Below are 17,292 nucleotides of genomic sequence, written 5' to 3'. Positions count from 1 at the left end.
GCCCGGGGCAAGGGTGCTAGGCCACATTTGCGGCCGTCTGTCTCAGCCAGGCGGCGGTGCGTTCGTCCGCCGGAAAGAACGTCTCCAGTGCCAGCTCCGACAGGGTGATGTCGACCGGTGTGCCGAACACCATGGTGGTGGAGAAGAAACTTAGTATCCCGCCGTCATGGCGCAGCTTGAATGGGATTGCGACATTGTCGCTCGACAGCGGCGCCGAGCGCGCCGGGATCGGATAGCTCTTGAGGTCGTGGTAGAGCTTGATCAGCGCCGGATCGGCCGTCGCCTCACATTGCCGATGCAGGCGCTCGAGCAGATGCGCGCACCACTCCGCGAGATTGACCGTGCGCGGCGCCAGCCCCTCTGGATGGAAGGCGAGCCGCAGCACGTTCAAGGGCTGGCCGAGCAGCCGCTCCGGGATGCCGGCAAGCAGCGGCGCCACCATGCGATTGGCGGTCACCAGATTCCAGCGCCGGTCATAGGCCAGCGCCGGATTGGGTTCATGTGCTCTGAGCACGAGATCGATCGCCTGACGGGCTGATGTCAAGGCAGGATCCTCCAACGGACGCTGCGGAAACGCCGGCGCGTAGCCGGCGGCGACCAGCAGCACGTTGCGTTCGCGCAAGGGCACGTCGAGACGCTCGGCGAGCCGCAGCACCATATCGCGCGAGGGCGCGGCGCGCCCGGTCTCGACGAAGCTCAGATGCCGCGCGGAAATCTCCGCTTCGCCCGCGAGATCGAGCTGGCTCATGCGGCGGCGCTGCCGCCATTCGCGCAAATGGTCGCCGATATGGACCGGCTGGCTGGGTTCGGCGCGTGCCGTGGATGCATGTGCGTTCATGGTCGAAAACCTATCACGCAGATTTCGGCCCTTCCATTACCCCCGAGGTAATCGAATTGGGTCCCACCGTGGCGCATCTTCCCGGACACAGGAGATGACCATGATCGCGCTGCTGCTCTACCGCATCCTTGCAGACCACCTTCTTCCCTGGGCCATGGCGTTCGCGACCCGGATGCTGGCACGCAGCCTCAACATGCCCGAGCCGCTGGTGCATTCAACCGGCGACTACGTCGTCGCGCACGTCACCGCCTTCGAGCACAGCGTCGGCAGAAGCCTTTGCCCGTTCCGCCTCGCCCGCCTGCTCCGCGCCTGGTGGCGCGGCTTGCGTTGAGTTCACCCCAAGCCAACCCAACCATGGAGACCTCTGATGATTGATGCATCCACCTTCCTGCGCCGCGCCCTGCTCGCCGATACTGTGTTCAGCGGCCTCGCCGCGCTCGGCTTCACTTTCGGCGCCGGCGCGTTCGCGACGCTGTTCAACCTGCCCGAGGCGTTGCTGCGTGAAACCGGGCTGTTCCTGATCGCCTATACCGCGCTTGTCGGATGGCTCGCCTCCGCGCAGCGGTGCTGAAGCCGCTCGTGTTGCTGGTTGTGGTCGGCAACGCCGCCTGGACGGTCGGCAGCATCGCGCTGCTGTTCTCGGGCGCGGTGTCGCCGAACCTCGCCGGCGAGCTCATGGTCGTGGCGCAGGCGATCGCGACCGGTGTATTCGCCGAGCTGCAATATGTGGGGCTGCGGAGAAGCGGCAGCGTGGTGGCAGCGTAATGTCTTGTGTCCCGGACGCGCTGCAACGCTTTTGGTGTTGCTGCGCAGCCGGGATCCGCGCGGGAAGGATTGCTCTCGGAGACATGGGCCCCGGCTCAGCAGCGCACCGCCGAACTGGCGCTGCGCTACGTCCGGGGGCACGAGACGTGAGCGAGGTGTGCGCTCTCTTCAGATCGTCGTTGCGAGCTCGCGAGGATCTACTCAGGTGGCTGAAGCCCGAGGCGTTCGCAGCCACTCGCTCATATGCGAGCCTGTCTCGGCTTGCCTTGCTCTTCGGAGGGCGTCCTCGCGTTGCGGACCGGGGGAAAGGATCTGGCTTCGTCCCGGAGGCGTTGCGCCTCTTCGGCAAGTCGTTCTTCAAGAGGAACGGTCTGTTTGAAGCGGCGTCGGCGCTGCATGATACAACCTCGTCTGACGGGTCCTAACCGTGGGGTTTTGAGTTCCGGCGAAACTAATATGCACAAGGCGCGGGTTCTGTTCCGTGAAGCGAGCCTGATCTCACCTGACAGGCATAGCTAAATATGCCCGCTCTTTCGAACTTCGAATGTCCAGAAGTGAACACAGCCATCAGCAGCTTCAAGGCCCCGGGCAGTTCAAGAACCTGCCGGACTCGAGACGAAGCACAGGATCGACGTAGCGGACTGATGTAGCGCGGCCGACTGAAGCTACGCCTTCGCGCGACCGACCTTGCCGGCGAAGTGCTTGCCGTTCAGCTTCTTCTTTTTGGCCGTCGTGGTTGTCGCGCCCGCCTTCTGCGCCTTGCGCTCGGCGCGCGCCTTTACCTTGGCGCGTTCGGCACGGGCCTCCGCGCGTTGCTTCTTGCGCTTGGCTTCGCAGGAGGGGCACTTGCAGCCGATCGGCTTCAGATAGGCTTTGAAATAATCGGTCCCGTAATCGTAATTGATCTCGTCGCCCGGCTCGATGTCCTTGATGGCGCGGATGAACACCTTGCGTTCGCGCGGACGGACGTCAGACTCCGCGTTGGGCCGGCAGGAATGGTTGATGTAGCGGGCGACATTCTTGCGCACCGAGCCGTCGATAGTCCAGCGGCCGTTGAGCTCGAACAGATATTTGTTCTCGATCTCGTCCTGCGCAGGGATTCGGCAGTCCAGAATCGGTCCGAAATAGCGGATGATCCGGGTGCCCTTCTTGATCGGTTTGGTGGCGAAGAGGCCAAGCCCGGTCTTGGAGCGGCCGACGCGATAAGGTTTGTTCGACGAGATGGCTGGCATGATCAAGTGTAAAGAGGACGCGAACGAGGCTGCATGAGCCCAAGCGAAGCCGCTCTTCTAGAACGATTCCGCGCCGCTGTCAGGACTATCGGAAGCGCGTTTAACCTTGCCCACAGTGAAAGTGCCGGAAGCCGCGAGTTCCGCATCGACGTTTGGGTCGATCAGGTGGTTGGCAGCTTTCCCGCCACCGTCGACTTCAGGATCGCTTCCAGAAGCTGCTCGGCCGTCGTGCCATCAGGCAGCCGCTCCAAAATGTCCTCGAGCCGTCCGTCGAGCAGCAGCATGGTGAAGCCATGCACCATAGACCAGGCCCGCGCGATTGCTGCGCCCTGCTCGATGGTCAGCTTGTCGCCGCTGATCGGCTCCTGCCGCATCGCGCCGATCGCATTGGCAAGTCCGGCAAACGAGGATTCTGCGGCCTCGTGCAGTGAGGGCCTGGAATAATCGAGCCGCTCGGTGCGGAACATCAGACCGTACATGCCGGGATGGGCCTGGGCATAGGCGACATAGGCTTTAGGCCGCGCCAGTGCCCGCTCCAGCGGCGAGGTGGCCGCGTCGCAGGCAGACGCCATCGCCGCATTGAATTGGCGAAAGCCGATCGCGGCGAGCTCGCTGACGAGCCCTGTGAGATCGCCGAAATGATGGGTCGGTGCGGCGTGTGACACCCCCGCCTCGCGCGCCACCGCGCGCAGCGTCAGGCCGCCGAGCCCGTCGCGCTCCAGCACCCGTTCGGCCGCTTGCAGCAACGCCTCGCGCAAGGCGCCGTGATGATAGGGCGTCTCGGTCTTCGTGCTCGCCGGGCGGCGCCCCGGACGTGATGCCGACGATGTTCGTCGGGAAGCACGGGGGCCGCGCGCTGTTTCGCTGTTGGTATCGCTCTTGGCCATCCGCAAGCTATATGACGCAATATTGACAGTGTAAAGATTTCGCTTGACGCAAGCTACACTTGCCCTATTCCATCTTTACGATGTAAAGATAGGGAGCGATACGCCGTGCAGCAGGACGCCATCACCGAGCGCCGCAACAATATCGCGCCGATTCCGTTCGAGGCGGACGCGCCTTTCCTCAGGATCGTCGGCGAATTGCCGCGCGAGCTGAATGGCACGCTCTACCGCAACGGCCCCAATCCGCAATTCGATCCCCCGGCGCACATTGGTTCGTGGGCGACGGCATGCTGCATGCCTTTCACCTCGAAAACGGCGGCGCCAGTTACCGCAACCGTTGGGTCCGCACGCCAAAATGGCTTGCCGAGCACGATGCCGGCCGCGCGTTCTTCGGCAACGGCTTCGGCCGCAAATTGCCGGACGCACCTGCTCATGTGACTGACGGCGGCGTCGCCAACACCAACATCATCTTCCACGCCGGCAAGCTGCTCGCGCTGGAAGAAGCGCATCTGCCGACCGAGATCGAGCCGGGCACGCTTCAGACCCGCGGCTATCATAACTATCAAGGCCGCATCGCCGGCACCTTCACCGCGCACCCGAAGATCGATCCGATCACCGGCGAGATGGTGTTCTTCGGCTACAATGCCGCGGGACCGCTGACGCGCGCCCTCTCCTACGGATCGATCGATGCATCAGGCAAAGCGACGCGCTTCGAGCGGTTCGAGGCGCCTTATGCCAGCATGGTGCACGACTTCATCGTCACCGAAAATCACGTGCTGTTTCCGATCCTTCCCCTTACCGGCAGCGTGGAGCGCGCGATGGCGGGCCGGCCGCCTTATGCCTGGGAGCCGGAGAAAGGCGCTTATGTCGGCGTGATAAAGCGCAGCGGTACGGCAAAGGACATTGTCTGGTTCCGCGCGGAGGCCTGCTACGTCTTCCACGTCATGAATGCATGGGAGGACGGCGACCGCATCATCGCGGACGTCATGCAGTTCGAGGAGGCGCCGCTGTTTCCGCATCCGGACGGCCGGCCGACGAATCCCGAGAAATCCTTTGCACGCCATTGCCGCTGGACCTTCGATCTCGCGGGCAATACCGACCGTTTCCAGCAGACCTATCTCGACGACCTCATCGGCGAATTCCCGCGCATCGATGATCGCCGCGCCGGGCTGAAGAGCCGTCATGGCTGGTACGCCTGCGCCAATCCGCGGCTGCCGATGTTCGGCGCGCTGTCAGGCATCGTCCATGTCGACGGCACCGGCAAGCGGCTCGGCCAGTATCTGCTGCCGGCGGGCGACACCATCTCTGAGCCTGTGTTCGTCGAGCGATCGAAAGATGCTGCGGAAGGCCACGGCTGGCTGCTGGCGGTGGTCTGGCGTGCGCGGGAGAACCGCAGCGACCTCGCCGTGTTCAACGCCACCGACATCGAGGCCGGTCCCGCCGCGCTGGTGCAGCTCGGCCATCGCGTGCCCGACGGCTTTCACGGCAATTGGGTGGGAGCGCAGTAGCCCCCTCGCCACTCCGTTGCGGACGTCATCCAGGAGACTTCGCATGCACATCCCCGCCATTACGGCGAACTATCTCGCGATCCTCGCGCTGATCTACGCGGCGCTGGCGTTGCAAGTCATCCGGCTGCGGCGGAACAGCAGCGCCCCGTTCAGCGACGGCGGCAATGACGGCCTGCGCAGTGCGATCCGCGCCCATGGCAATTTCATGGAATACGTCCCCATCATCGCGCTGATGGTCGCGCTTCTCGAAATGTCGGGCGCATCGCCCGCGCGCATTCACCTGCTGATGGGTGCGCTCGTGTTGTCGCGGCTGTTGCATCCGCTCGGCATGTCCGCGATGCCGGGCTCGCTCAAATTCCTGATCTGCCGCAGCGGCAGCATCTTCCTCACCATCGGCCTGCTGATCAGCACCGCGCTGACCGTCCTGTCGCGCCTGCCCTGGGCGGCCGTCGCCGACGAAATATCGGATCAAGCATTTGCAACAATTGAATTTTTACAGGTCATTCACGTCATTTTGACACTGTAAAGATTTTGATTGACCCGGCACCGGTCCTGAAGTATCAATCTTGACATCGTAAAGATAGGTTGGACCGAGGCGACCATGACGATCTTCCTGATCCTTGTCCCCTACGGCGTCTACACTGTCCTGATGATGCTGACGTCGGCCACGATCAGCGTATTCGTGGCCTCCGCGATCTGCCTCGCCACCATCGCGATCGACGTCGCCTGCGGCCGGTCGGTGAAGATTTTGGCCGCGGGCTCGGCGATCCTGTTCGCAGGCATCGGCCTCACCCTTGTGCTGTTCGATCCGAAGCTCGGCAGCCTCGGCGTCAAACTCTCGGTCGATATCGGCATCTTCGTCATCTCGTTAGGCTCGATGCTGGCGCGCCGGCCCTTCACGCTGCAATACGCGGTTGAATCCGTGCCGGCCGAGACCGCAGCGATGCCCGGCTTCCTCACCGCCAACTACGTCATCACCGGCGCATGGACCATGGCCGCTCTGCTGATGATGGCCGCCAACATCGTGCTGCTCTACTTTCCGGGCCTGCCGGTCTGGCTCGGCCTCGCGGTCGCCTTCGCCGCCCGCAACAGCGCGATCTATTTCACCAAGTGGTATCCCGAATATCGCCAGATCAAGTATGGTGCGCCCGCCGGCGCGCTGCCCGAAGCCCAGTGAGACAGGACCGACAATGAAGGACGTATTCGCCCGCCTCGCCTCCGATTTCCTGTCGGCCATCGTCTTCCTGGTGATCTATCTGGTCACCGACAACGTCATCCTGGCGACCTCGGTGGCAATTGCCGGCGCGATCGCGCAGGTGATTTACGCCCGCGTCAAGGGTCGCGAGCTCGGCTACATGACCTATGCGAGCGTCGCGCTCGTGATCGTTCTCGGCACGGTCACGCTGCTGACCAACGATCCCCGCTTCATGCTGGCCAAGCCTGCGATCGCGCATTTCGCGATCGGCGCGATCATGCTCAAACGCGGCTGGATGCTGCGCTACATGCCGCCGATCGTGGTCGAGACCGCACCGGAATATGTCACAGCCGCGGGCTATGCGTGGGCCGCGCTGATGTTCGTCCTCGGCGCCGGCACGATCGCGGTCGCCGCCACCGGCGATCTGAAGCTTTGGGCGTTCTATATCTCTGCGGTCGCGGGCGGCGCCAAGGCCCTCGCCTTTGCCGTGCAATACGTGGTGTTCAGGCTCGTCGTCACCAGCCGCAGGCGCGCCGCCGCCCGCGCCTGAATGCCGCCCAAGGGGCCGTTAGGCAGCGGCTTCAAGTTGCGCTATAGACTCGGTCCAGGACGGATTGCGGATCATCGCAGCCCGCCGGGACATTGTTCGGGAGACGCGCATGGCCCTGGACGGCAATTGGAATCTGACCATGACGACGCCGATGGGCGAACGCCAGGCGACGCTGAACCTGAAGCAAGCGGGCGGCACGCTCACGGGCACGCAGAGCGCGGAAGGCAATACCGCCGAGATTTTTGACGGCGCCGCCAGCGGTGACGCTGTCAACTGGAAGGTCTCCATCACCAACCCGATGCCGCTGACGCTCGAGTTCATCGGAACAGTCTCGGGCGACAGCATGAGCGGCGAGATGGGCATCGGCCCGATGGGCAGTTTTCCGTTCACGGGCACGAAGGCTTAAGGCTACCCGCCTCACTGTCATTCCGGGATGCGTGCGCAGCACGCAGGCCCGAATCCATTTTTCCGCAAGCACTGAGGCCTATGGATTCCGGGTTCGCGCCAAGAGGCGCGCCCCGGAATAACGGCGCTAGCATGCCTCCTCAGCCCAGGTTCAACTCCTTGAAGAAGTCGTTCCCCTTGTCATCGATGATGATGAACGCGGGAAAGTCGACGACTTCGATGCGCCAGATCGCTTCCATGCCGAGTTCGGGATATTCGAGCACTTCGACCTTCTTGATGCAGTGCTCGGCGAGATTTGCCGCGGCACCGCCGATCGAGCCAAGATAGAAGCCGCCATATTTCTTGCAGGCCTCGCGCACCGCAGGCGCGCGGTTGCCCTTCGCCACCATCACCATTGAGCCGCCGGCGGCCTGGAACTGGTCGACGAAGGAGTCCATGCGGCCCGCAGTGGTCGGGCCGAACGCCCCTGAGGCGTAGCCTTCGGGCGTCTTGGCCGGGCCGGCGTAGTAGACCGGATGATTCTTGAAATAGTCCGGCAGCGGCTCGCCCTTCTCCAGCCGCTCGCGCAGCTTGGCATGCGCGCTATCGCGCGCAACGATCATGGTGCCGGTCATCGAGACCCGCGTTTTTGTCGGGTACTTCGAGAACGTCGCAAGGATGTCCTTCATCGGCTGGTTGAGATCGATCTTGACGACCTCGCCGCCGAGCGACTCCTCCACCTGCGGCAGGTACTGCGCGGGGTTGTGCTCGAGCTCCTCGAGATAGACGCCGTCCTTGGTGATCTTGCCGAGCACCTGGCGGTCCGCGGAGCACGACACGCCGAGCCCGATCGGGAGCGAAGCACCATGGCGCGGCATGCGGATCACGCGCACGTCGTGGCAGAAATATTTGCCGCCGAACTGCGCGCCCACGCCGAGCGACTGCGTCATCTCATGGATTTCCTTCTCCATCTCGAGGTCGCGGAAGGCGTTGCCGTCAGGCGAGCCGTGGGTCGGCAGCGCATCGAGATAACGGGCCGACGCCAGCTTCACCGTCTTCATGCAAAGCTCAGCCGAGGTGCCGCCGATCACGATGGCAAGGTGATAAGGCGGGCACGCCGCGGTGCCCAGCGTGAGAATCTTCTTCTTCAGGAAGGCGAGCAGCCGGTCCTTGGTCAGCACCGAGGGCGTGGCCTGGAACAGAAAGCTCTTGTTGGCGGAGCCGCCGCCCTTCGCCATGAACATGAACTTGTAGGCCGAATCTACTTCTGGAGAGCGCCTTCGGCGTAGATCTCGCACTGCGCCGGCATGTTGTTGGCGGTGTTCTTCTCCTCGTACATCGAGAGCGGCGCGACCTGCGAGTAGCGCAGATTGCGGCGCAGGTAAGCATCGCGCGCGCCTTCCGACAGCGCCGCCTCGTCGTCACCGTCGGTGATGACGTTGCAGCCCTTCTTGCCCATGATGATCGCGGTGCCGGTGTCCTGGCACATCGGCAGCACGCCGCCGGCCGCGATGTTGGCATTCTTGAGAAAATCCAGCGCCACGAACTTGTCGTTCGGGCTCGCCTCGCCGTCCTCCAGGATCGCGCGGAGCTGCTTCAGATGGCCGGGCCGCAGATAATGGTTGATGTCGCCGAAGGCCGCTTCCGACAACGCCCGCAGCGCCTCGCGCGACACCACCAGCATGTCTTTGCCCAGGACCTTCTCGACCCTGACGCCCTCGGACGTGATCCTCTTGTAGGGCGTCTCGTCCTTGCCCAGCGGGAACAGCGGGGTGTGCTTATAAGGTGGGACGGGTTTTGAGGCGTCGGGGAAGGCGGTGGGAGCGTTCATGGGGAGAATCTCGGGTTTTGGAGCCCTCGCGGGCCTCTAAGCATGGAAGCGTTCTAAGCTTTTTTGCTGCAAAGGGAAGGCGTTCTGGCGCGGCCGGGGCATCCCGATTCGGTGCCATGTCAGCCATTTTTTGCGGTCCCCTCCTTCGATCAGCGGACGCTCGTGGTTTTGCCATCAAGCCCGGTTGCACCCCTTGCGCTTCACGCGCGGCGACGGTTGAATACGCGTTCTAAGGGGCCTTTCATCATGTTTTTCAAACTGCACCTCCGCGGCGCGATCGTTGTCGCCGCCGCAATCATCGGTCTTGTGACCCACGCTCTGCCTGCGCGCGCGGATCAGTGCGACGACATCGCCAAGCAGCTCGCCGGCGGGGTCGACGGGCTGAAGGTCAACTTCAAGGCCGCCAATATCATCTACCTGACCCATCCGGCGGCGAAGGAGCTGTCGCTCGGCTGCCGTGCCCAGGGACAGACCTATTCCAACGAGCTCTACGCCAAGGGCGACCGCAAGCCGACGCCGCAGTTCTACGAGCTGGTCGCCTCCGCGGCCGCGATCATCTTCACAGTGACGAAGGACGACACCACGACCGGCGCGACGCGCTGCCTCAAGCGCATGGGCCTGTTGCGCGGTGACAAGGTGACGATGCGCTACAAGCGCCTCAACATGGAATGCACGCGTACCAAGACGGATGCCGCGATCGCGATCACACGACCGAAGGACGAGTAGGTCGAGCGCCCGCCAACCGCGAGCGCAATACGTCCGCGTTACAACGCCGCCCGCCACATATTCCGTCATTGCGAGCGCAGCGAAGCAATCCAGAGTCTTTCCGCGGGATTCTGGATTGCTTCGCTGCGCTCGCAATGACGGCGAGAAATCGGAGCTCTCCCTAACACAGCACAATGTCAGGCACGAAACAGCGCGTCTTTTCGCATCTGATCCCTCGCATTTTAACGATTGGCTTGAGGGAGCTTTCGTTCCCTCCGGGGCAGGATCAATTGTTTCAATCTGTGAGGATTTGTGGATGAGCGTTTCCAGCGTTGCGCCGCCGCCTGTGACGGTCGTGGTCCCGAGCTACGACACGACCAAGCAGGCGGACGACCAGACCAGGACCAAGGACAACGACCCGACCTATCAGCCGACGCCGCCTGCGCCGCTGCCGCCGGGCCAGGGCACGCGGATCGATCAGCTCGCCTGATCCGGCTTGCCTGCGATGGATCGCCCGGTCCGGTTGACCGGGCTTTTCGCGCGTCCGATTTGCCGGATAGCGCGGCCAAATTCGTGCGGGGACGACGACGAACCGCGCTTAATCGCACGCCTCCTATTGCATCATGTTGCCGCCATCGCGACGCGCGCGCCTTGCCGTTCGCGTCCGCCGGGCCTCGCCGTTGGCCTTCGGGCTGATTGTTCAGTGCCCCTGAAGTGTGATCCGCCTCATCAAATTTCCACATCCGGCGTGCTCATGTGCGAGGCCGAACGAGCCCCCACCGCGTTCATGGACAAGCTGATGGAACCGAACGAAGAGCTGCCGGCGCTGGTGGGGACATCTACGATGCCGCGCTCGACGATTCTGCGATGGACGACGACGCTTGCCGACCTCGTCGATCTCGCGGGCGGTCAGGGCGGCGGTCTGGTCCGGATCGGGGCTCGCGGGGAGGCCGTGATCTCGCATGCCGTCGGCGTCGATCCTGCTTGCGTTCAGTCCTATATCGAAACCTACGAGCCATTCGATCCGTCGCGCGCGGTGCTCCACGCGCCGGTCGGTCAGATCCAGACAATCGGAGACTGGATCGACGTCGACGAATTCCGGACCACCATGTTCTACAACGAATGGACGCGGCCGCAGGGTCTCGAGGACGCCGCCAATATCCTGCTCGAGAAATCCGCTGACGGCATATCCCGCCTCTCGATCATGAAGGCCGGCGGTCCCGTCGATCGCAAGATGTATCAGGTGATCTCGTACATCACGCCGCACATGCAGCGCGCCATGCATATCCGCCAGAAGCTGCAGCAGCAGAACGCTTTGGAGATGACCTCGGCGCGCGTGCTCGACCCCTGCGCGCCGCCACCCTGCTGCTTGATGTCAACGCTCATATCACGCACGCCAACGCGAGCGCGCGGGAGATCCTGGACGAAGCCGACGTCCTCCGTTCGCTCCATGGCCGGCTCGTGACCTCCGACCTGAATGCGGATCGCATGCTGCGGCAGGTATTGGCGGGCACGGTTCTCGGCGACCGAGCGACGACGGGCATCTCGCTGCATCTGGCGGCCCGCGACGGGTCGCATTATGTGGGGCATCTCGTGCCGCTGACCGCCGGGCGCCGCAAAACGCTCGGCGCCGGCTATGAGGCTTGCGCCGTCCTGTTCGTCTGCAAGGCAGCGATCGATACGATCGCCGCTCCCGAGTTCATCCGCAAGCTCTTCAAGCTGACGCCGGCCGAACTGCGCGTGTTCCTGTCCATTGTCGAAGTCGGCGGGGTTCCTGATGTGGCCAAACGCTTGGGCGTCGCCGAAACAACGATCAAGACCCATCTCGCCAGGATCTTTACGAAGACCGGAACCAAGCGGCAGGCGGATCTGGTGCGGCTCGTCGCGGCCTTTACACCGCCTATCAAGATCTGAGGCCAACCCTGTCGCGCTGCCATGCTGGCCGAAGAATGCTATCAATGGCCCGGTCGCGTGACGGAGCCGAGCATGATCGCACGCCTGCTGTTGCAGAACACCGTTCTCACCGCCGGAATGGGGGCCCTGCTGTTCGCGGCCGCCGGCACGCTGCATTGGCCTGGCGCGTGGGTGTTTCTCGTCACCTCCGTCCTGCTCGGCCCGCTCTGCGGCTGGTGGCTCTATCGGATCGACCCGGCGCTTCTGGCCGAACGTCTGCGGCCTGTTCTTCAGAAAGATCAGCCGGCCGCGGACAAGATCTTCATGGTCGTGTTCGTCGTGGCGATGCTGGGCTGGCTCGTCGCGATTGGGCTCGACCGGCGTCATCTTGCGTCCCACATGAACATCGCATGGCAGGTGCTTGGCTTGGTGTTGTTCCTCGCCTCGACGCTGTTCACGCTGTGGGTCTTTCGCGAGAATTCGTTCGCAGCACCCGTGGTGAAGCTGCAGGCCGAGCGCGCGCAGCGCGTGATCTCGACCGGGCCCTACGCCCATGTCCGCCATCCCATGTACAGCGGCATGATCCTGTTCTTCGCCAGCGTGCCGCTGATCCTCGGCTCGTGGTGGGGACTAGCAATTGCACCGCTCTTCCTGGTGCTGCTTGCGGCCCGCATCCGCATCGAGGAGCGCACGCTGATCGCAGGCCTGCCCGGCTATGCCGATTATGCAGCGCGGGTGCGCTACCGCCTGCTGCCCGGACTGTGGTGATTTACGCATCCAGCTCCTTGTAACGGCGGAAGATGCCCTGCTCGTTGAAGGGAATACGCCGCTCGCTTGCAAGATAGGCCTTGATGTTCGGCCGGGCCGCGACACGCTCGTGCAGCCCGACGAGCCCGGGAATGTTTTTCTCGAACGCCTTCATCCGCTTCGGGAAGCCATAGCGCAGGCCCTCGACAATCTGGAACAGCGAGAGATCGACGTAAGTCAACCGCCTACCGGTGACATAGGCTCCGCCATGGGCGTCGAGAAGCTGCTCGAAATAGCCGAGATATTTCGGCACGCGCTCGTCCCAGAATTCGGCGGTGCGCTTCTTGGCCGGCGGCTTCTGATCTTCGTAGTACATCGAAGGCCCGAGCGGGTGATGGGTGTCGTGGATCTCGACCACGAAGTCGGTGATGGTCAATTGAAGCTGGTGCACCCAGAGTTTTCCGGCTTCGGTGTTTGGCGCGAGGGCGTGACGGGCCCCGACATACAGCAGGATGTTGGCGGTCTGGCCGATGACGAGCTTGCCCGCTTTCAGGAACGGCGGCGCAAAGGGTGGCGTGCCCTGGTGGGCCTCCATCATCTTCATCATGGCGCCGCTGCCGCGCGGGCCGCGTGCGACATCGTCGTAAGCCGCCCCCGCTTCCTCCAGCGCCAACCGGACATATTCACCGCGGCCCTGGATCTCGGGCCAGTAGTAGAGCTCGTATTTCATGAGAGGGTCCGTGAGCGTGGAGGCGACGGAACCAATGTAACACGCAGCGGAAGGTTCCGTCGGAGCGGGAACCAGATGCTCGCGCCACACTGCCGGGCTGAAAGAGCTCTCCGCATATGAAAAAGGCGCCGTGCAAAAAGCACGACGCCCTGGTTTCCGATGTTGCGCGCGATCAGTTGGTCTGCTGGATCGCCGACAATTCCCAGGCGCTGCCGGGGCGGCGAGCAAACGTCCAGACTTCGGTGACTTCGCCCGGCTGCTCGCTGCCGGCGACGAGCGCGCCGGTGTTGCGGTCGACCGTCTTGTCGGTGAGCGCAAAGCGCATCGCCACGGTCGCGTAGTCGGTCTCGCCTTCGCGCCAGGCTTCCGCGAGATCGCCTTGCAACAGCTTCACGTTGGTCACCTTGTTGATGGCGTTGCGCGCGCGGTTCTCGGCGAGATCCCGCTCGAAATAGGAGACCATCTCCGGCGTCGCGAGCGTGTGAAGTTTCGCAACGTCCTCGTTCGACCAGGCGGCCTGGATATCGCCGAGCAGACGCTCGAATGCTTCGTAGTCGTCCGGCTTGATCTCGAGCGGCGCATTGTTGGCGCCGAAGCCGAAGCCGCCGCCGCCGAGGCCACTGCGATGGCTCGTCTGCGATCCCGGACCGGTGTCAGCGCCGGCATAGGCCGCCTGCGGCGCGTTACGGCGCTGCCACCAGGACATCGCCAGCCGCACCACGAACACGACGAGCACGATCTGGATGATCAGGCCCAGGATCGACGACAGCCCGCCGAGGCCGCCGAACAGGCCACCGCCGAACAGCATGCCCAGCAGGCCTGCGCCGAGGAACCCGGCCGCAAGACCACCCAGGAAGCCGCCGCCGCGGCCGAATAGGCCGCCGCGGGCGGGCGCAGCCGTGTTCATGCCGGCGCCGGGCTGGCTGTAGGTGCGGTTGAACTGCGAGGTCGAACCCGGAGCGGTCGTGGTCGACGGCGGGGCCGAGAAGGTCCGCGAACCGCGCGAACCCGACGAGAAGCCGCCGCCGACGCGAGCGTCAGCGGAGGAGATCGCAAGCGCCGTCGGCAGCGCGAGCGCCAGAACGACGGCAATCGTCTTCACGAGAGTGCGGGACCATTGCGAGAAATTCATGTGCGTTTCCCAAATCCCCGGCATGGGGACGTGCCAGTAAGATGGGCAGCCTTTAGCAAAAGGGAAGCCGGTTTCGGAACCCCCGCTGCGGCCCTCAGTCGCGGGGATGTGGCGAAAGCCCATATTTGCCTGGGGTTTGGCCGGATGTGGGCGGGAACTGCGGTCGCGGGGTACCGGCGGTTTCCCGACGAGAATTCCGCCCTCTCCGTGGCGAGCGCGCCTCCTCACCCCTGCTTCGTCATCGTCTCCTTCACCGCCGCCACGAGCTGGCTGAGCGTGAATGGTTTTGGCAGGAAATCGAACTGCTGCCCCTCGGGCAGGCTCTTCTCGAAGGCATCTTCGGCGTAGCCGGAGACGAAGATGAAGCGGATATCGGGGTTCTTCTCCCGCATCGCCTTGAGCAGCGTCGGCCCGTCCATCTCCGGCATCACGACGTCGGAGACGACGAGATCGATGCCGCCGCTTTGCTCCTCCAGCATCTCCATCGCCTCGACGCCGTTCTCGGCTTCGACCACGGTATAGCCGCGCGAGCGCAGCCCGCGGGCGTTCAATGCACGCAGGCCCTCCTCGTCTTCGACCAGCAGGATGGTGCCCTGCCCGGTGAGATCGGTGCGGGGCTTCGTCTCCGTGGTCGCGGGCGCGGCGTCCTTCGCGCCGCCAATCGCCGCGGTCGCGGCCGCCGGCTGCTCGACCTGCACTTCCGGCTCGGCGTGATGGCGCGGCAGGAAGATGTGAAACGAGGTGCCCTGCCCCGGCTCGGAATCGACATAGATGAACCCGCCGGTCTGCTTGACGATACCGTAGACGGTGGACAGCCCGAGGCCGGTGCCCTTGCCGACTTCCTTGGTCGAGAAGAACGGCTCAAAAATCTTGTCGCGGATGTCGGCGGGGATGCCGGTGCCGGTGTCCGCGACCTCAATCCGTACGTAGTCCGCCGCCGGCATGCCCTTGTAGGCGAGCTTGCCCGCCTCGCCGGTCGCGATATTGGCGGTGCGGATGATCAGCTTGCCGCCGTCGGGCATGGCGTCGCGCGCGTTCACCGCGAGATTGACGATGACCTGCTCGAACTGGGAGACGTCGACCTTGACCGGCCAGAGATCGCGGCCGTGGATCAGGTCCAGCTTGACCTTCTCGCCGATCAGCCGGCGCAGCAGCATGGTGAGATCGGACAGCGCATCGCCGAGATCGAGCACCTGCGGCCGCAGCGTCTGCCGCCGCGAGAACGCGAGCAGCTGCCGCACAAGCGTCGCAGCACGCGTGGCGTTCTGCTTGATCTGCATGATGTCCTGGAACGACGGATCGGTCGGCTTGTGCGCGTTCAGCAGGAAGTCGTTCGCCATCATGATGGCGGAGAGCACGTTGTTGAAGTCGTGAGCGATGCCGCCGGCGAGCTGGCCGACCGTCTCCATTTTCTGCGACTGGTTGATCTGGTTCTCCAGCGCGCGCCGCTCGGTGGTCTCGAGCATGTGCACGATGGCGGCTTCCGCGTCGTTCTCGGCCGCATCCACCGGCGTCACGAAGAACTGGCCCCAGCGATCCTTGGCCCCCTCCAGCGCCACTTCGACCGGCGCGATGTCGGCCTGGTTTTCGGCGGCGTGGTTGATGGCTGCAATCAAAAGGTGGCGATCGCGCGCATTGACCGCGCGGAAGATCGACTTGCTGGCGCTGTCGAGCCCGAGGCCCTGCGCAAGCTTGGCATAGCGCGCATTGGCGCGGACGACGTTGCCGCCGCGGTCGACGGTGGCGATCGCCATCGGCGTGTGATCGAAGAAGCGCATGAAGCGCACTTCGGCGGCACGGTCGGGATCACTGCGCTCGTCGCGGGCACGGCTGATGACGAGCGTGCGCGAGGGCCCTGGCGCGCCGTCGGCGCCGAACGCGAGCTTGTGATAGAGCCGGACCGGCATGGTCTTGCCGGTGCGCATGCGCAGATCGATGTCGAAGATTTCGGTTTTCACTTCGCCCGGCACCGCCACGATCGAGCTGAGCAGCGAAGCGCCGTCGCCCGAGACGATGTCGGCGAGCCTCAGGCCGCCCGAGCCGATCTCGGCGAGATCATAGTCGAGCCAATTTGCCAGCGTCGCATTGACATAAGCGAGCTCGCCGGCGGGATTGACCGAGAAGAAGCCGCATGGCGCGTGATCGAGATATTCGATCGCGTGCTGGAGCTCCTGGAACACGTCCTCCTGGCGCTCGCGGTCGCGGGTGATGTCGGCGATCGACCACACCGCATATTTGGCCTCGCGCTTTCCGGTGCCGAGCGGACGCACGCGCATGCGCAGCCAGCGCCCGTGGCTGCCGTCCTGGCCGGAGATGCGCACCTCTTCCTGCTGTCGCTTGCCTTCCCGCGCGGCCTTCAGCAGGCGGAACACGGCTTCCGAGACGTCGGGGTTGCCGATGAAGACCCGCTCGACCGGCCGCACGTCCTGCGGGCCGGACGCGCCGGTCAGCGTCAGATAGGCCGCGTTGGAATAGACCACATGGCCGCGCGGATCGGTCACCGCGAGGCCGTCGAAGGCGTGATCGGCGATGCGCCCCATCACGGGATCGTCGAGATTGCGGTCGACGAAGCGGATGATGCCGGCGGCGAAGGCGAACAGATTGAACAGACCGATCATCGCCAGCACGGCGAGAATGCCGAGGATATAGGGCTGCGCCTGCGCGCGCCCGAGCGTCATCAGCCCGATGGCGACCGCGACCAGAGCGGTGGCTACCAGGAGCACCAGCGCAATGCTGCCCGAGCGCGGCGACGGCTCATGCGCCGCAACGGGCTCGCGTGACAGATCGTGGTCGGTCTCGGCAGTCATTTCACGCTGGCATGGCCTGTCGGCAGAGAATCAACGCGCCACGGGGCACGTGGGGTCCTCCCTGCCTGAATCGGACCCGCGGACGCAAGGG

16 protein-coding genes and 4 pseudogenes are annotated in these 17,292 nt (G+C 64.2%); 12 read left to right on the top strand and 8 right to left on the bottom strand.

Features of this window, described 5'->3' with window-relative positions:
* Nucleotides 1-16: 16 nt before the first annotated feature.
* Nucleotides 17-838, bottom strand: coding sequence for a helix-turn-helix domain-containing protein (locus ACTGJ9_RS19630; RefSeq protein ID WP_456678397.1), 822 nt, complete (start codon nucleotides 836-838; stop codon nucleotides 17-19).
* A gap of 100 nt (nucleotides 839-938) precedes the next feature.
* Here ACTGJ9_RS19630 and ACTGJ9_RS19625 point away from each other — a divergent pair, with 100 nt between their 5' ends.
* Nucleotides 939-1,169 carry a hypothetical protein gene (locus tag ACTGJ9_RS19625; RefSeq protein WP_456678396.1) on the top strand — a complete coding sequence of 77 codons (231 nt, stop codon included), beginning with the start codon at nucleotides 939-941 and terminating at the stop codon, nucleotides 1,167-1,169.
* A 36-nt stretch (nucleotides 1,170-1,205) separates the two neighbouring features.
* Nucleotides 1,206-1,603: pseudogene (locus tag ACTGJ9_RS19620) on the top strand (hypothetical protein).
* Nucleotides 1,604-1,800: 197 nt separating this feature from the next.
* Here ACTGJ9_RS19620 and ACTGJ9_RS19615 read toward each other — a convergent pair.
* The 3 genes and pseudogenes from ACTGJ9_RS19615 to ACTGJ9_RS19605 all read right to left on the bottom strand — a co-directional run bounded on the left by ACTGJ9_RS19615 (nucleotide 1,801) and on the right by ACTGJ9_RS19605 (nucleotide 3,722).
* Nucleotides 1,801-2,001, bottom strand: a pseudogene (locus ACTGJ9_RS19615) (hypothetical protein).
* A gap of 267 nt (nucleotides 2,002-2,268) precedes the next feature.
* Nucleotides 2,269-2,835, bottom strand: a complete 567-nt coding sequence (locus tag ACTGJ9_RS19610; protein WP_456678395.1) for an SET domain-containing protein — start codon at nucleotides 2,833-2,835, stop codon at nucleotides 2,269-2,271.
* A 161-nt stretch (nucleotides 2,836-2,996) separates the two neighbouring features.
* Complete coding sequence (locus tag ACTGJ9_RS19605; protein ID WP_456678394.1) at nucleotides 2,997-3,722, bottom strand: TetR/AcrR family transcriptional regulator; 726 nt, start codon at nucleotides 3,720-3,722, stop codon at nucleotides 2,997-2,999.
* 105 nt (nucleotides 3,723-3,827) lie between these two features.
* On the opposite strand from ACTGJ9_RS19605, the pseudogene ACTGJ9_RS19600 reads away from it, so the two are divergent.
* From ACTGJ9_RS19600 to ACTGJ9_RS19580, 5 genes and pseudogenes are all read left to right on the top strand, one after another.
* A pseudogene (locus tag ACTGJ9_RS19600) lies at nucleotides 3,828-5,227 on the top strand (carotenoid oxygenase family protein).
* Nucleotides 5,228-5,270: 43 nt separating this feature from the next.
* Nucleotides 5,271-5,753 carry an MAPEG family protein gene (locus tag ACTGJ9_RS19595; protein ID WP_456678393.1) on the top strand — a complete coding sequence of 161 codons (483 nt, stop codon included), beginning with the start codon at nucleotides 5,271-5,273 and terminating at the stop codon, nucleotides 5,751-5,753.
* Nucleotides 5,754-5,828: 75 nt separating this feature from the next.
* Entirely contained in the window at nucleotides 5,829-6,404 is a 576-nt protein-coding gene (locus tag ACTGJ9_RS19590) for a hypothetical protein (RefSeq protein WP_456678392.1), read from the top strand.
* Nucleotides 6,405-6,417: 13 nt separating this feature from the next.
* Nucleotides 6,418-6,972: an inner membrane-spanning protein YciB gene (locus ACTGJ9_RS19585; RefSeq protein WP_456678391.1), complete on the top strand. Its 555-nt coding sequence runs from the start codon at nucleotides 6,418-6,420 to the stop codon at nucleotides 6,970-6,972.
* A 109-nt stretch (nucleotides 6,973-7,081) separates the two neighbouring features.
* The gene (locus ACTGJ9_RS19580; protein ID WP_456678390.1) at nucleotides 7,082-7,378 is read left to right on the top strand and encodes a hypothetical protein; all 297 of its coding nucleotides are present in this window, start codon (nucleotides 7,082-7,084) and stop codon (nucleotides 7,376-7,378) included.
* A 139-nt stretch (nucleotides 7,379-7,517) separates the two neighbouring features.
* On the opposite strand, the pseudogene ACTGJ9_RS19575 reads toward ACTGJ9_RS19580, so the two are convergent.
* Nucleotides 7,518-9,187, bottom strand: a pseudogene (locus tag ACTGJ9_RS19575) (fumarate hydratase).
* Nucleotides 9,188-9,433: 246 nt separating this feature from the next.
* On the opposite strand from ACTGJ9_RS19575, the gene ACTGJ9_RS19570 reads away from it, so the two are divergent.
* The 5 genes from ACTGJ9_RS19570 (at nucleotide 9,434) to ACTGJ9_RS19550 (ending at nucleotide 12,553) form a co-directional block, all read left to right on the top strand.
* Entirely contained in the window at nucleotides 9,434-9,913 is a 480-nt protein-coding gene (locus ACTGJ9_RS19570; protein WP_456678389.1) for a hypothetical protein, read from the top strand.
* A gap of 295 nt (nucleotides 9,914-10,208) precedes the next feature.
* Nucleotides 10,209-10,382 carry a hypothetical protein gene (locus ACTGJ9_RS19565; protein WP_456678388.1) on the top strand — a complete coding sequence of 58 codons (174 nt, stop codon included), beginning with the start codon at nucleotides 10,209-10,211 and terminating at the stop codon, nucleotides 10,380-10,382.
* A gap of 309 nt (nucleotides 10,383-10,691) precedes the next feature.
* Nucleotides 10,692-11,357, top strand: a complete 666-nt coding sequence (locus ACTGJ9_RS19560) for a hypothetical protein (RefSeq protein ID WP_456678387.1) — start codon at nucleotides 10,692-10,694, stop codon at nucleotides 11,355-11,357.
* Nucleotides 11,354-11,806 carry a helix-turn-helix transcriptional regulator gene (locus ACTGJ9_RS19555; protein WP_456678386.1) on the top strand — a complete coding sequence of 151 codons (453 nt, stop codon included), beginning with the start codon at nucleotides 11,354-11,356 and terminating at the stop codon, nucleotides 11,804-11,806. The genes ACTGJ9_RS19560 and ACTGJ9_RS19555 overlap by 4 nt, the downstream gene beginning before the upstream one ends.
* Before the next feature lie 72 nt (nucleotides 11,807-11,878).
* Complete coding sequence (locus ACTGJ9_RS19550) at nucleotides 11,879-12,553, top strand: methyltransferase family protein (protein WP_456678385.1); 675 nt, start codon at nucleotides 11,879-11,881, stop codon at nucleotides 12,551-12,553.
* A 1-nt stretch (nucleotide 12,554) separates the two neighbouring features.
* Here the strand turns inward: ACTGJ9_RS19550 and ACTGJ9_RS19545 are convergent, their stop codons facing one another.
* The 3 genes from ACTGJ9_RS19545 to cckA all read right to left on the bottom strand — a co-directional run bounded on the left by ACTGJ9_RS19545 (nucleotide 12,555) and on the right by cckA (nucleotide 17,201).
* Complete coding sequence (locus tag ACTGJ9_RS19545; RefSeq protein WP_456678384.1) at nucleotides 12,555-13,262, bottom strand: glutathione S-transferase; 708 nt, start codon at nucleotides 13,260-13,262, stop codon at nucleotides 12,555-12,557.
* A gap of 172 nt (nucleotides 13,263-13,434) precedes the next feature.
* Nucleotides 13,435-14,418: a Tim44 domain-containing protein gene (locus ACTGJ9_RS19540; RefSeq protein WP_456678383.1), complete on the bottom strand. Its 984-nt coding sequence runs from the start codon at nucleotides 14,416-14,418 to the stop codon at nucleotides 13,435-13,437.
* A 200-nt stretch (nucleotides 14,419-14,618) separates the two neighbouring features.
* Nucleotides 14,619-17,201: a cell cycle histidine kinase CckA gene (gene cckA, locus ACTGJ9_RS19535; protein ID WP_456678382.1), complete on the bottom strand. Its 2,583-nt coding sequence runs from the start codon at nucleotides 17,199-17,201 to the stop codon at nucleotides 14,619-14,621.
* Nucleotides 17,202-17,292: the final 91 nt, after the last annotated feature.

This window comes from Bradyrhizobium sp. RDM12 (assembly GCF_051917485.1).
Lineage (GTDB): Bacteria > Pseudomonadota > Alphaproteobacteria > Rhizobiales > Xanthobacteraceae > Bradyrhizobium.
Note: the sequence above shows the minus strand (reverse complement) of the source record. Positions and strands in the feature narration are given on the sequence as shown.

Bases quoted from the DNA above. Each gene is read 5' to 3' on its own strand.
- ACTGJ9_RS19550 (WP_456678385.1), top strand. From the start codon at position 11,879: ATGATCGCACGCCTGCTGTTGCAGAACACCGTTCTCACCGCCGGAATG.
- ACTGJ9_RS19595 (WP_456678393.1), top strand. From the start codon at position 5,271: ATGCACATCCCCGCCATTACGGCGAACTATCTCGCGATCCTCGCGCTG.
- ACTGJ9_RS19570 (WP_456678389.1), top strand. From the start codon at position 9,434: ATGTTTTTCAAACTGCACCTCCGCGGCGCGATCGTTGTCGCCGCCGCA.
- cckA (WP_456678382.1), bottom strand. From the start codon at position 17,201: ATGACTGCCGAGACCGACCACGATCTGTCACGCGAGCCCGTTGCGGCG.
- ACTGJ9_RS19565 (WP_456678388.1), top strand. From the start codon at position 10,209: ATGAGCGTTTCCAGCGTTGCGCCGCCGCCTGTGACGGTCGTGGTCCCG.
- ACTGJ9_RS19580 (WP_456678390.1), top strand. From the start codon at position 7,082: ATGGCCCTGGACGGCAATTGGAATCTGACCATGACGACGCCGATGGGC.
- ACTGJ9_RS19590 (WP_456678392.1), top strand. From the start codon at position 5,829: ATGACGATCTTCCTGATCCTTGTCCCCTACGGCGTCTACACTGTCCTG.
- ACTGJ9_RS19545 (WP_456678384.1), bottom strand. From the start codon at position 13,262: ATGAAATACGAGCTCTACTACTGGCCCGAGATCCAGGGCCGCGGTGAA.
- ACTGJ9_RS19610 (WP_456678395.1), bottom strand. From the start codon at position 2,835: ATGCCAGCCATCTCGTCGAACAAACCTTATCGCGTCGGCCGCTCCAAG.
- ACTGJ9_RS19605 (WP_456678394.1), bottom strand. From the start codon at position 3,722: ATGGCCAAGAGCGATACCAACAGCGAAACAGCGCGCGGCCCCCGTGCT.
- ACTGJ9_RS19540 (WP_456678383.1), bottom strand. From the start codon at position 14,418: ATGCCGGGGATTTGGGAAACGCACATGAATTTCTCGCAATGGTCCCGC.
- ACTGJ9_RS19630 (WP_456678397.1), bottom strand. From the start codon at position 838: ATGAACGCACATGCATCCACGGCACGCGCCGAACCCAGCCAGCCGGTC.
- ACTGJ9_RS19585 (WP_456678391.1), top strand. From the start codon at position 6,418: ATGAAGGACGTATTCGCCCGCCTCGCCTCCGATTTCCTGTCGGCCATC.
- ACTGJ9_RS19625 (WP_456678396.1), top strand. From the start codon at position 939: ATGATCGCGCTGCTGCTCTACCGCATCCTTGCAGACCACCTTCTTCCC.
- ACTGJ9_RS19560 (WP_456678387.1), top strand. From the start codon at position 10,692: ATGGAACCGAACGAAGAGCTGCCGGCGCTGGTGGGGACATCTACGATG.